Raw genomic sequence first — 12,524 nt, 5'->3', positions numbered from 1 at the left:
TTCGGACAGCGTCCGCCGACGGGATAATACTCTCAGGCACAGCGACAGATGGGGCTTCGACTGGTGTCCACGGGAAATCGTTCCCGGGGAACCGCCGAGGGCCCCCCGATGCTTGCGCGTGACGACAAAGACTCCCTGAAACGCACCCCGCTTTACGACCTGCATGTCTCGCTCGGCGGCAAGATGGTGCCGTTCGCCGGCTATGACATGCCGGTGCAATATCCGGCCGGAGTCCTGAAGGAGCACCTTCATACCCGCAACGCAGCCGGCCTGTTCGACGTCTCCCACATGGGCCAGATCGCACTCCGGCCGAAATCCGGCAAGGTCGAGGACGCCGCCCGCGCGCTGGAACGGCTGGTGCCGCAGGATATTTTGGCGATCGCGCCTGGCCGGCAGCGCTACGCCCAGTTCACCAATGCCGAGGGCGGGATTCTGGATGATCTGATGGTCGCCAATTTCGGCGATCACCTCTTCCTGGTCGTCAACGCCGCCTGCAAGGCCGAGGACGAGGCGCATCTGCGCGCGAATCTCTCGGACGATTGCGTCATCGAGCAGCTGGCTGACCGCGCGCTGATCGCGCTGCAGGGGCCGAAGGGGGAATCGGCGCTGGCGAAATTATGTGCAGAGGCGCCCGCCATGAAATTCATGGATTCCGGCCCGCACAAGGTTGCCGGCCTCGACTGCTTCGTCTCGCGCTCCGGCTATACCGGCGAGGACGGCTTCGAGATTTCGGTTCCTGCCGGCGATGCCGAACGGCTCGCCAAGGCCCTGCTGGACAATCCTGACGTCATGCCGATCGGGCTCGGCGCCCGTGACAGCCTGCGGCTCGAGGCCGGGCTTTGTCTTTACGGCCACGACATCGACACCGCGACCACGCCGGTCGAGGCGGCACTGGAATGGTCGGTGCAGAAGAGCCGCCGCACCGGCGGCGCGCGTGGCGGGGGCTTCCCCGGCGCGGCAAAGATTCTCGCCCATTTCGACCATGGCGCATCCCGCCGCCGCGTCGGCCTGCGCACCGAGGGCCGCGCGCCGGTGCGCGAAGGCGCGCTGCTGTTTGCGGATGCGACCTCCGCCGAGCCGATCGGAAAGGTCACCTCGGGCGGTTTCGGCCCGAGCCTGAATGCGCCGGTCGCGATGGGCTATGTGCCCACCGCATCGAGCGCGATCGACACAAAACTCTTCGCCGAGGTGCGCGGCCAACGCCTGGCCGTGCAAATCGCCGCCATGCCCTTCGTGAAAAACACCTACAAACGCTGAGGACCGAGAAAATGACCACGACGCTCTACACCTCCGACCACGAATGGCTCGCGATCGACGGCGATGTCGCCACCGTCGGGATCACCGACTACGCGCAATCGCAGCTCGGCGACGTCGTGTTCGTCGAATTGCCCAAGCTCGGCCGCGTGCTGAAGAAGGCGGAAGCCGCCGCTGTCGTGGAATCGGTCAAGGCCGCATCGGACGTCTACGCGCCTGTTAGCGGTGAGGTGCTCGAGACCAACCCCGAGCTCGCGAGCGAGCCGGCGCTGGTGAACTCGGACGCGCAGGGCAATGCGTGGTTCTTCAAGATCAAGATGGCCGACAAGAGCGAGCTCGGCGGCCTCATGGATGAAGCGGCGTACAAGGCCCACACGGCGTGAAGATATGAGCCGAGCCGTCTCCCCATACTCACTGTCATGCCCCGCGAAGGCGGGGCATCCAGTAAACGCAGCCGCTTCGGCTAGAGCCGAGAGGCCGCGGCGTACTGGATCGCCCGCCTTCGCGGGCGATGACAGCAACTCCTAGCGAGGACCCATGATGACCGCGCACCGCAAATCCAACGGCGATACCACGAGCTTCGTTCGCCGCCACATCGGCCCCTCTACGCGCGACGTCACCGCGATGCTCGAGGCCGTCGGCGCAAACAGCGTCGACGCGCTGATGGCGCAGACGCTGCCGGCTTCGATCCGGCAGACTGCTCCACTCGATCTCGGCAAGCCCTTGAGCGAGACCGAGGCGATCGCGCATATGGCCGAACTCGCCGCCCAGAACCAGGTCTTCACCTCGTTGATTGGCCAGGGCTATTCTGGCACGATCCTGCCCGCGGTGATCCAGCGCAACATCTTGGAGAGCCCGGCCTGGTACACGGCCTACACGCCCTACCAGCCCGAGATCAGCCAGGGCCGGCTGGAGGCGCTGCTCAACTTCCAGACCATGATCTGTGACCTCACCGGGCTCGACGTCGCCAACGCCTCGCTGCTCGACGAAGCCACCGCGGCCGCCGAAGCGATGGCACTCGCCGAGCGGCACTCGCGGGTCGAAGCAAAGGCCTTCTTCGTCGACAAGGACGTGCATCCGCAGACGCTCGCCGTGATGCGCACCCGCGCGGAGCCGCTGGGCTGGGCCCTGGTCGTCGGCGACCCCCTCACCGATCTCGACAAGACGGACGTGCTTGGCGCGCTGCTGCAATACCCGGGCTCGTCAGGCGCTGTGCGCGACCTCAGGCCCGCGATCGCCAGCCTGAAGGCCAAGGGCGCACTCGCGATCATTGCCGCCGATCTGCTGGCGCTGACACTGCTCGCCTCGCCCGGCGAGCTCGGCGCGGACATCGCCATCGGATCGGCGCAACGTTTTGGCGTGCCGATGGGGTATGGCGGGCCGCACGCAGCCTATATGGCGGTGCGCGATGCGCTGAAGCGTTCGCTGCCCGGCCGCATCGTCGGCCTCTCCGTGGATTCGCGCGGAATGCCGGCCTATCGCCTCGCGCTGCAGACCCGCGAGCAGCACATCCGCCGCGAGAAGGCGACCTCCAACATCTGCACCGCGCAGGTGCTGCTCGCCGTGATCGCCTCGATGTATGCGGTCTATCACGGCCCCGAAGGCCTTTCGCAGATCGCGCGCAATGTGCATCGCCGCACGGCGGTGCTGGCTGCCGGCCTGCGCAAGCTCGGCTTTGCGCTGCAGTCCGACAGTTTCTTCGACACGCTCAGCGTGGATGCAGGGGCGAAGCGTACCGAAATCGTGGCGCGCGCGGCGGCCGAGAAGATCAATCTCGGCGCTGGCGAAACTGCATTGCGGATCGCGCTCGACGAGACCACCACGCCCGCAACGGTGGAAGCAGTCTGGCGCGCCTTCGGCGGGCAGCTTGCATACGCCGAGATCGACGCCACCACGCGCGAGGCGCTGCCGGAGACGCTCAAGCGTGCGACCTCTTTCCTCACCCACCCCGTCTTCCACGCGCATCGCTCGGAAACCGAGATGCTGCGCTACATGCGCAAGCTCAGCGACCGCGACCTCGCGCTCGACCGCGCGATGATCCCGCTCGGCTCGTGCACCATGAAGCTGAACGCGACCACCGAGATGATGCCGCTGACCTGGCCGGAATTCGGCAGCCTGCATCCGTTCGCCCCGCCTGAGCAGGCGAAGGGCTACTACGCGCTGTTCGCGCGGCTGGAAAAATGGCTGTGCGACATCACCGGCTATGACGCGATCTCGCTGCAGCCGAACTCGGGCGCGCAAGGCGAATATGCCGGGCTGCTCGCGATCCGCGGCTATCACGCGGCGCGTGGCGAGACGCATCGCAAGATCTGCCTGATCCCCTCCTCCGCGCACGGCACCAACCCGGCCTCGGCCGCGATGGTCGGCATGGACGTGGTGGTGGTCGCCTGCGAGAAGAACGGCGACGTCGACGTCAACGATCTCCGCGCCAAGGCCGAGAAGCATTCGAACGACCTCGCCGCGGTCATGATCACCTATCCCTCGACCCATGGCGTGTTCGAGGAGCACATCCGCGAGATCTGCGACATCGTGCATGGCCATGGCGGTCAGGTCTATCTCGACGGCGCCAACCTCAACGCGCAGGTCGGCCTTAGCAGGCCCGGCGATTACGGCGCCGATGTCAGCCATCTCAACCTGCACAAGACCTTCTGCATCCCGCATGGCGGCGGCGGCCCGGGCATGGGCCCGATCGGCGTCAAGGCGCACCTCGCACCGTTCCTCCCGGGCCATCCCGCGACAGATGGGAAAGCGCCTGTGGGACCGGTCTCGGCCGCGCCGTTCGGCTCGGCTTCGATCCTGACCATCTCCTACATCTACATCCTGATGATGGGCGGCGAAGGCCTCAAGCGCGCCACCGAGATCGCGATCCTCAACGCCAACTACGTGGCTGCAAGGCTCGATGCGCATTTCCCAGTGCTCTACAAGAACGAGAAAGGCCGCGTCGCGCATGAGTGCATCGTCGACCCCCGCGCGCTGAAGACGACCTCAGGCGTCACCGTCGACGACATTGCCAAGCGCCTGATCGATTACGGCTTCCACGCGCCGACCATGAGCTTCCCGGTGCCGGGCACGCTGATGATCGAGCCGACCGAATCGGAATCCAGGGCGGAGCTCGATCGTTTCTGCGATGCCATGATCGCGATCCGGAAGGAAATCGCCGAGGTCGAGGCCGGCCGCTTCAAGATCGAGGCGTCGCCGCTCCGCCACGCCCCGCACACCGTGCACGACATCGCGGATGACGACTGGAAGCGCGCCTACACCCGCGCCGAGGGCTGCTTCCCCGCGGGCACCTCGCGCACCGACAAATACTGGAGCCCGGTCGGGCGCGTCGACAACGTCTATGGCGACCGCAACCTGGTGTGCTCCTGCCCGCCGGTGAGCGATTACGCGGAGGCGGCGGAGTAACCGTTTTGTAGGGTGGGTTAGCCACCGGCTGCGCGAAGCGCAGTCGCTGGCGTAACCCACCACTTCTGTCTCTGGCGAAATGGAAGAGGTGGGCTACACTTCGCTAACCCACCCTCCGGCACGGAACACGCATTTAGGGCGCAACCAACGAGCGGGTCTCGGGGTCCCACCGCCAGAGTCGCTCGTTGGTCAGGTGAGTGCCGCCCCACCAGCGATCAATCCGGTTGTGCCGGCGAAAATCCTGGTCGCCTCCCAACACCGCCTTTCCGAACTCGGTCAGCGTCAATTGCGACCGCTCGTACCGATCGAACTGACTTGAATCGTCGTGCATCTCTAGCGAAAACGGACCTTGATCCAGTCCCGACACGGCCGGCCTCTCGCACCGCGCAAGGCCGTCAAGCAGCGCTCCAACTTCCCAATAACCATACACATCCAGCCCGTTGCACTTCTGATGGCCCGGAAAGACATCGAAAGGCTGCATGCCGCCTCGCGCGATGAGCTGGAGTATCCGCGCTTCCGTGGCTCCAAGGCCTGAGGCGGGACGCGGAAGTTCGTTGAGCAGAGCCCTCACGTGAGAGGCGAGTTGTGGCAAACAGCTCAAATTGGTCTTGAAGAGATCCCTCCAACTTTGCGGGGTCGGCGCGCGATAGGCCCGCCATGCACGCTTGGCCGATTTGAGTTGACGAGGTGTGATCGCAACAGCCGGCGGGTAGAGTTCGCTTCGCGGTGGGTCGACATCCCTGACACCCAAGAACAGGGAGCGCACGACAAAGTCGGGATTTGCATCGTGTTGGCGGCCCCAATGATCGAGCAGCCAGAGCAGGATCAATTGCGCATTTGGCTCCGGCCCTCGCCAAAACTCGACCGTGTCATATTCCGCGAGCAGTTCAATCAGTCCTCGATCCTTCACGCCTGATTCCTCGAGACGCCAGGACGGCGTATCGTCGAGCCAGTGAAGCCCGCGGGGCTGTGTCGTACGCGGCGCAAAGAATGCGTCCAGCTCTGCATCGGCTGGCAACGGTCCCCAGACCAGCCGGCGCTCGATGGCAATCACGAGGTCGGCAAGGCCCGCCTGTTCAATAGCGCCGGCGATGGACGAGTCGGTCGTGACAATGAGCCGCGTCATGCCGTGGCCTCAAGGCTTCGTCAAAACATTACCGTAACGCCACAGCCGATCATTGGTCAGGTGCGTGCCGCCCCCCAGCGGTCGATCGGATTGTGGCGACTGAAATCTTCCTGATGGGCCAGGACGGCCCTGCCGAACTCGGTCAACGACAACCGGCTGCGGAGATAGACCTCGTGCCGAGCTCTTAAATTTTCGCGATCGATCGTGCGCAGTTCGTCGCCCAACCCGGCCACTACGGGCTTGGGGCCGAGCGCGAGCCCCTCGAGCAACGAACCCAACTCAAATTCTCCGAACACATATGTGCGCCGTTGCGAGCGCAGGTGAAACAACGCATTCGTGTTTGCAAACCCTCTGGCAAGGAGCTCCAGAAATCGCATCTCGGTCGCACCGAGACCCGTGAAAGGCGACGGCAGTTCTGCCAAGAGACCTAGCAAGGCCGGGCGCAGCATCAGCAATGCACTGAGATCCTGGTGAAGGAGATCGACGCACGCCTCAGGGGTCATCGCACGGTAGGCCGACCACGCCAACCGGGCAGTCTCGAACTCCTGGGCCCTAACAGGCACGACATGGATGTGCGGCTCGGACGCAGCGAGATCCTCGCCGTGTGCTGTCGTCAGCTCGGATGACACAAGTCGAAGTCGAAGCTTTGGCACCAGCGAGGAGCAGGAGCTGAGGTGGTCCAGCAGGCAGACGAGCTGCAATTGATCCCGGGGAGCTGGGTCGAACCAAAGTTCAACCACGTCATATCGCTCGCAGAAGTCTGCCAGGGACAAGTCTTTGCGGTCCTTGATACCCTTGGGCCAGCGGATGCCCCAATCGGACCAATGATCACCCGGCCCGAGATTCGCCGAACGCGCCGCGAAATAGGCTGCGAGCTTCTCGGGTGAGGGCAGCGGTCCCCACTCAAAGTGAAACGAGGATGAGATGACAAGCTCCGCCAACCCGGATCGTGCGAGCTGGCCTCCGGACGAACTGGTCAAGATCAGACGCTTCATCGCACCACCCGGTGCCCCCACGCCAAACGAAACAGGCGCCGAAGACGTCGGCAACTCAACGTCCTCAGCGCCCGCTCCTCGCGAAAAACTTTACTGCTGAAGCTTACTCGTCCGCCGGCTCCTCGCCGTCGGCGTCACGCTCGGGGCTGCCGGCGAGAATCTGCTCGGCGATCAGGCCGGAGTTCTGGCGGATCGAGGTCTCGATCTTGGCGGTGATGTCGGGGTTGGCCTTCAGGAACGCTTTCGAATTCTCGCGGCCCTGGCCAAGACGCTGGCTGTCGTAGGAGAACCATGCGCCGGATTTTTCGACGATGCCGGCCTTGACGCCGAGATCGAGGATCTCGCCCATCTTGGAGACGCCCTCGCCGTACATGATGTCGAACTCGACCTGCTTGAACGGCGGCGCCAGCTTGTTCTTGACGACCTTGACGCGCGTGGTGTTGCCGACCACTTCGTCACGCTCCTTGATCGCGCCGATGCGGCGGATGTCGAGGCGGACGGAAGCATAGAATTTCAGCGCGTTGCCGCCGGTGGTGGTCTCCGGCGAGCCGTACATCACGCCGATCTTCATGCGGATCTGGTTGATGAAGATCACCATGGTATTGGACTTGTTGATGGACGCCGTCAGCTTGCGCAGCGCCTGGCTCATCAGACGCGCCTGCAGACCCGGCAGCGCATCGCCCATCTCGCCCTCGAGCTCGGCCTTCGGCACCAGCGCCGCGACCGAATCGATCACCAGCACGTCGACCGCGCCGGAGCGCACCAGCGTGTCGCAGATTTCCAGCGCCTGCTCGCCGGTGTCCGGCTGGGAGATCAGGAGCTCGTCGATATTGACGCCCAGCTTGCGCGCATAGACCGGGTCGAGCGCGTGCTCGGCGTCGATGAAGGCGCAGATGCCGCCCTTCTTCTGCCCTTCCGCCACCGTGTGCAGCGCCAGCGTGGTCTTGCCCGAGGATTCCGGCCCGTAGATCTCCACGACGCGCCCCTTCGGCAGGCCGCCGATCCCGAGCGCGATATCGAGCCCCAACGAGCCCGAAGAGACCGCCTCGACATCCATCGAACGGTCGTTCTTGCCGAGCTTCATCACCGAGCCCTTGCCGAACTGACGCTCGATCTGGGAGAGCGCGGCGGCGAGAGCTTTACTCTTGTCCATGGAGGATCCTTCGACGATACGCAGGGCAGTGGTGGACATCGGGTCGTGCTCCTTATGACGAGGATTCGCGTGAGGGACAAACGATTGGCGAGGCGGCGCGGCGATAAAAACAATGTACCCTATTTGTTCTAGGTTCGCAATATGTTCTTTTGGGAATTTGCACGCTCTGGCTGACGCGCATCAAAGACGGATGACCCGCACACCGTCAGAATTCCGTCATCCTGCGGCACCGAACCTTTCGCGGTCTGCGGCCTTCTCCTGGATGGACTCTTGGATGGGACCGCAACTGAGGGGACTTCAGTCATGACGGACAACACGCATCACGATACGACCCGGCGCACTCCGCTGCTGGAGGCGGTGCGGGAGGAGCTGAGCAAGTTCGAGCGCAAGGAAAACGAGTTCCGCAAGAAAGACCGCGAAGAGCGTGCCGCCGAACTCCGTTTGCCGCTGGGCGCGATCAAGGTTCATTAGGCCGCTGGGACCGCGCTGGAGACGGTGCCGGAGCGGCCGCCCGTTGATCTCAGGGACTCGGCACGCGAATCGGGATTCGGAGTGGCCGTGGAAGGCGAGTCCGAGGAAATGTGGTATCTAAATACTACCAATAAGCCATTGATTGAGCGGGGAAATTTGTAGGCACGCTACTGTGCATGGGATTGTTTTCGCGTTTTTGAAAGGCGCGCACGGGCCTTTCCACCCTCGGAGCCATCTCCCGCTCCAACAGCGCCTACAGCAGAACCAGCAACCCGATGCCGATCACCAGCACGACGAAGCCAGCCGCCGTCGCGGCGGCGAATGACCGCTCTACGTTGTCCATGATGCCACCCCGTTGCCGGCACGCCACGTTTCCCCCATGGCAGCACCGTCGCCGCGAAATCTCGCCTGCGGTTGTGTCCTGAGTTGTGCGAACGGATGTCGAAATTGGGACCGGTGCGGGGCCAGTCTGCGGCCCCCGCGCTCCGGCTTTCGCTGCCACCGTCGAGCCTTGTCAGGCTGTCGTAAGCTGAGCCGGCTAGGGTCATCCGGCTATGGTGTTGCAGCCCAGCACCTCAGCCTCCAATAACCTTCTCCCCGCTTGGTTCTCCCAAGCGGGGTTTTTTCATTCCGATTTTCATGCCGGCCGACCGGTTTGCGAACCGCCCTCCTCCTGCGTCAGCCGCAGCGAGAAGGCGCGGATCGCCGGCGCTGCGAGCAGCACTATCGGCAGCATCGCCGCCCATGCGATCAGCCACGACACCATCCAGTGCGCCAGGAAGTCCAGCGCGTTCCCTGCGGGAAAGCTGGCGATGCCCGCGGCGATCAGCGAGGTCAGTCCGGACTGGATGATTCCGAACACGAAATGAGAATAGCGGCGGGGAATGCCCGGCATGACGCGTCCATGTTGCTTAGCCGCATCGGGCCAAGCAAGGCACATGCCGCCGCGTTCCGGAAGGTGCCCTTACCCATCCCAGGAACTCTGTTCTTGGCCGGAGAACCACGGGCATGAGGTCGCGCCGCCGCTGGGCGGCCGGCGTCTTTCGAATTTCGATTTCGTATGTTCCAGAGCGCGTGCGTTTGCGCGATAGCCGTGAGCGATCCGGGGCTTACCGACAGGTTTGGCTTTCTTGGAATATTATGCCGCCCAGCATGTTCTCAGTGATGGAAGTGAATCGTGGGAGATGGCCATGAATCACAGGGGCATCGAGTTCACCGTCGCCAAGACGGCAATTCCCGGCATTTGGCAGTGGCAGTTCCGGATCGGCGAGCAGATCAAGACCGGCAAGACTGAGACCAAGATCGATCTCTTGGCGATCCGACGGGTGCAGCGGCGCATCGATCGGGAGCTGAAGGCGATCGGACGCGACACGGCCTGAGCCGTCGGACCGAGATCGGTGGGCTGGCGTCCATGGGGCTATTCCGTAGCCGACCGGAATTGATCTGCCGACGGTTTGGGATTGGACTGCCGGGATTATGGCCGTGGGGACGGAGCCATCAGGCGCGATCGGTGCGAACCATGCCGCTCTACTTCTTTCGAATCCGGAACGGCCGCTATTCCGGCTGTGCCGACCAGGCGTCGGAATTTGCCGATCGCGATTTGGCCTGGAAGGAGATGACAAGCGTCTGCGCCGACATGGCCGCCGGCATCGCCCGCAAGCTCCAGGAAAATTCCGAATGGAATATGGAGCTGCTGGACGAGGCCAAGGAGCCCGTATTCCGGATCCGCATCACATCCGAAACCTTCGAATAGGGGCCGGCCCTAATCCGCGCTGGGCAGCCGCCGCATCGTGAATTCGATGTCGCCGCCGGGCAGCTCGCGCCAGGTCTCGACCGCGCTCATATAGCCGGCCTTGGGGTAGCGGGCGAAGAAAGCCTGTGCCCTCTCCCGTGCCGCCGCGCGCGGCAGCGTGAAGGTCTCGCGCAGATAGCCGTCGCCGGCCCTCGGGCCGGGCTTGCCGCCCATCTTGCGCCGGCGCGCCATCCGCTCGGCGAGATCCCGCGGACGATCGGCCATGTTCTGCTCTCCTCGACGCGATACACTCCCGCGCAATGTAGGAAGCAGGCCGATCAAAGAGGAGTCCCGGCCGGAGGCATCAGCCGCCTCCGATCGGGCGGAAGGTCAATTGGCAGTCGTGCCGGACTTCTTCTTCGGCGCACCGGTTGCGGCCGACGCCTTTGGCGCCGCCGACGGCTTCGGCGGGTCGGAGCGCATGCCACCCCAGGGGTCGTTGGACGCCTTGGAGTCCGGAATCTTCTTCAGCGTTTCCTTGTAGGCCCTGTCGCGCTCGGCCTCCGCGGCCTTCTCCTCGGGGGTCTTGCCAGGCCCCTCCTGCAGCAAATTGAGATTGGGCATTTGCGCATAAGCCGGTCCCGCCAGCACGGTCGGTCCCGCCAGAACAGCCAGCACCGCGGCCATACGGAAAAGCCTCATCATTGACTCCTTGATCATCCATGGCGGCGCGGGTCGCCCGCGCCTTGTCACCCCTGCCACAACCGCAGGGGCCGCTCGGCCCGCTAGAGCCGGTCCGATCTGCACGATTTCGGCGCGTGGAGCCAGTCGTCCCAGATCGGGCCGCACTTGGTGCACCCGTTCAGCAACAGGCCGAGCCCGGCCAGACAAAACACGAGGACATACCGACGCAACATCACCCACCCATACCCACTCCATGGCATCATACCGGGCGAAGTCAGGCATTTTCAAGCCGACGGGACCCGCGGCAGACCGGCGACTTTGCCGCGCCGGTCCGCTCGAAATGCCGAACATCCGGCAATACAGGAGGGAACGACAGCAATGCCATCGCAGCCAGAAGCCGAGTTCGGCATCAGTGAGGCCCGACGCATCCTCGGCGAAGTCTTTGCGCCCTGGGTCCAGGATCTCAACCTGTCGGTCGAGCGCATCGATCACCTGCCGCCGCCGGACGTGCCGGACTGGCAGCCGGCAGCGCTCCTGCGCATGCCGTTCTCGGAGCGGCTGTGCCGCAACGGTGGTGTGGTCTGCGGCCAGGCGCTGATGGCGCTCGCCGACACCGCGATGGTGATCGCGAACCTCGCCGCCAACCGCGGCTATCGTCCGATGACGACGGTCGACCAGACCACGCATTTCATGCGCGCCGTCTCCTCGTCGGACGTGCTGGCCGACGCCCGCGTGGTGCGACTCGGACGCACCATGAGCTTTGGCCGGGTCACGCTGCTCTCGGCCACCGACAACAAGCCGGTGGCAATGGTGTCGAGTGCGTTCGCGATGCTGCCGGGATGAGCATCATCCGAAAGAAGAAAGCCGCGTGAGCGCAAAGCGCACCGCGGCTCTCAATGGCGTCATGTCGAGACGGGAAGCGCGGTTGTGATCGCGCGTCGTGCCGACACGCGGCAGAAATTACTTGCCGAGCACTTCGTCAGCCGCGGTGACAATGCTGACGTTGGGATTTTTTCCGCAATAGCTGCCGAACTGCTTGGCGTTCTCGACGAATACGTCGGTGTCGATGATCGCATTCTCTTCGTCGCCCTTGTACCAGCCGTCCATCCAGGTCAGCACCATCTTGATGGTGTCGTCGCCGCTCTCCAGGAACTGCTTGCAGCTCATAGTCGCGAGATCGAGCTTGGTGGCGTGGGCGGGCATGGACGAGAGCGAGAGCGCTGCGGCGAACAGAAGCGAAAACGTGGTCTTCATCAATATCTCCATCGGCGCGTAGCGCCACAAAGGAACGGCTTGGGGAAAAATCCGCGGAGTGACTTCCGCTTCGACGTCGTAAACGAAATCTGAAGCGCTGTGCAAGTAGCGCCAGTATTGAGTTTAGTTCAACGTAATTTCTATGCACTACTTCACAAAGATCATTATGGATTGACGCGGATGATCGAGAAGCGTGCAGCGCAGCGTTACCGTGTTTTCAAGGGTGGAAAGATCACCTTTGAAAACAGCCGCATCACGTGCACGGTGCGAAACATGTCGGCGGACGGCGCCGCAATCGACCTCGATGCCCTCGTCACATTGCCGCAATCGTTCACGCTCGCAATCGCGCGCGACAATTTCGTGCGCAAATGCCGCCCTGTCTGGCGTAGCGACAGGCGCATCGGCCTCGCTTTCGTACAGTAGTGCATACGATGTGAACGATCATTCGCA

15 protein-coding genes are annotated in these 12,524 nt (G+C 63.7%); 8 read left to right on the top strand and 7 right to left on the bottom strand.

Annotation, left to right across the window (positions count from 1 at the left end; all coding sequences use genetic code 11):
- The first annotated feature begins 108 nt into the window (after positions 1-108).
- The 3 genes from gcvT to gcvP all read left to right on the top strand — a co-directional run bounded on the left by gcvT (position 109) and on the right by gcvP (position 4,659).
- The gene (gcvT, locus tag IVB07_RS13985; RefSeq protein ID WP_247297248.1) at positions 109-1,257 is read left to right on the top strand and encodes a glycine cleavage system aminomethyltransferase GcvT; all 1,149 of its coding nucleotides are present in this window, start codon (positions 109-111) and stop codon (positions 1,255-1,257) included.
- Between the two features lie 11 nt (positions 1,258-1,268).
- Entirely contained in the window at positions 1,269-1,637 is a 369-nt protein-coding gene (gene gcvH / locus IVB07_RS13980; protein ID WP_085349374.1) for a glycine cleavage system protein GcvH, read from the top strand.
- A 157-nt stretch (positions 1,638-1,794) separates the two neighbouring features.
- Positions 1,795-4,659: an aminomethyl-transferring glycine dehydrogenase gene (gene gcvP / locus IVB07_RS13975; protein ID WP_247364626.1), complete on the top strand. Its 2,865-nt coding sequence runs from the start codon at positions 1,795-1,797 to the stop codon at positions 4,657-4,659.
- 133 nt (positions 4,660-4,792) lie between these two features.
- Here the strand turns inward: gcvP and IVB07_RS13970 are convergent, their stop codons facing one another.
- The 3 genes from IVB07_RS13970 to recA form a co-directional block, all read right to left on the bottom strand.
- Entirely contained in the window at positions 4,793-5,785 is a 993-nt protein-coding gene (locus IVB07_RS13970; RefSeq protein WP_247361852.1) for a hypothetical protein, read from the bottom strand.
- Between the two features lie 56 nt (positions 5,786-5,841).
- Positions 5,842-6,780: a hypothetical protein gene (locus tag IVB07_RS13965; protein ID WP_247361850.1), complete on the bottom strand. Its 939-nt coding sequence runs from the start codon at positions 6,778-6,780 to the stop codon at positions 5,842-5,844.
- 103 nt (positions 6,781-6,883) lie between these two features.
- Positions 6,884-7,972, bottom strand: a complete 1,089-nt coding sequence (gene recA, locus IVB07_RS13960) for a recombinase RecA (RefSeq protein WP_026233157.1) — start codon at positions 7,970-7,972, stop codon at positions 6,884-6,886.
- Between the two features lie 264 nt (positions 7,973-8,236).
- Here recA and IVB07_RS13955 point away from each other — a divergent pair, with 264 nt between their 5' ends.
- Positions 8,237-8,404 (top strand): hypothetical protein, encoded by a 168-nt coding sequence (locus tag IVB07_RS13955; RefSeq protein WP_247361847.1) that lies wholly within the window; start codon positions 8,237-8,239, stop codon positions 8,402-8,404.
- 637 nt (positions 8,405-9,041) lie between these two features.
- Here the strand turns inward: IVB07_RS13955 and IVB07_RS13950 are convergent.
- Positions 9,042-9,299 carry a DUF2798 domain-containing protein gene (locus tag IVB07_RS13950; protein WP_018456377.1) on the bottom strand — a complete coding sequence of 86 codons (258 nt, stop codon included), beginning with the start codon at positions 9,297-9,299 and terminating at the stop codon, positions 9,042-9,044.
- 295 nt (positions 9,300-9,594) lie between these two features.
- Between IVB07_RS13950 and IVB07_RS13945 the strand changes: the two genes are divergently transcribed.
- The gene (locus IVB07_RS13945) at positions 9,595-9,783 is read left to right on the top strand and encodes a hypothetical protein (RefSeq protein ID WP_026233158.1); all 189 of its coding nucleotides are present in this window, start codon (positions 9,595-9,597) and stop codon (positions 9,781-9,783) included.
- Between the two features lie 140 nt (positions 9,784-9,923).
- On the top strand, positions 9,924-10,157 hold the full coding sequence (locus tag IVB07_RS13940) for a hypothetical protein (protein WP_018456379.1): 234 nt from the start codon (positions 9,924-9,926) through the stop codon (positions 10,155-10,157).
- A 9-nt stretch (positions 10,158-10,166) separates the two neighbouring features.
- Here IVB07_RS13940 and IVB07_RS13935 read toward each other — a convergent pair whose 3' ends face one another.
- Positions 10,167-10,421 carry a hypothetical protein gene (locus IVB07_RS13935; RefSeq protein WP_085349380.1) on the bottom strand — a complete coding sequence of 85 codons (255 nt, stop codon included), beginning with the start codon at positions 10,419-10,421 and terminating at the stop codon, positions 10,167-10,169.
- Positions 10,422-10,526: 105 nt separating this feature from the next.
- Entirely contained in the window at positions 10,527-10,838 is a 312-nt protein-coding gene (locus tag IVB07_RS13930) for a hypothetical protein (protein ID WP_247361844.1), read from the bottom strand.
- Between the two features lie 360 nt (positions 10,839-11,198).
- Between IVB07_RS13930 and IVB07_RS13925 the strand changes: the two genes are divergently transcribed.
- The gene (locus IVB07_RS13925) at positions 11,199-11,663 is read left to right on the top strand and encodes a PaaI family thioesterase (protein ID WP_018456381.1); all 465 of its coding nucleotides are present in this window, start codon (positions 11,199-11,201) and stop codon (positions 11,661-11,663) included.
- 117 nt (positions 11,664-11,780) lie between these two features.
- Here IVB07_RS13925 and IVB07_RS13920 read toward each other — a convergent pair whose 3' ends face one another.
- The gene (locus IVB07_RS13920; RefSeq protein WP_007602202.1) at positions 11,781-12,074 is read right to left on the bottom strand and encodes an HdeA/HdeB family chaperone; all 294 of its coding nucleotides are present in this window, start codon (positions 12,072-12,074) and stop codon (positions 11,781-11,783) included.
- A 180-nt stretch (positions 12,075-12,254) separates the two neighbouring features.
- On the opposite strand from IVB07_RS13920, the gene IVB07_RS13915 reads away from it, so the two are divergent.
- A complete protein-coding gene (locus IVB07_RS13915) occupies positions 12,255-12,497 on the top strand; it encodes a PilZ domain-containing protein (RefSeq protein ID WP_018456383.1) in 243 nt (80 codons plus the stop codon).
- Positions 12,498-12,524 lie beyond the last annotated feature (27 nt).

The sequence above is a fragment of the Bradyrhizobium sp. 172 genome (assembly GCF_023101065.1).
Classification (GTDB): Bacteria; Pseudomonadota; Alphaproteobacteria; order Rhizobiales; family Xanthobacteraceae; genus Bradyrhizobium; species Bradyrhizobium canariense_D.
This window is presented reverse-complemented; position numbering and strand designations above follow the sequence as displayed.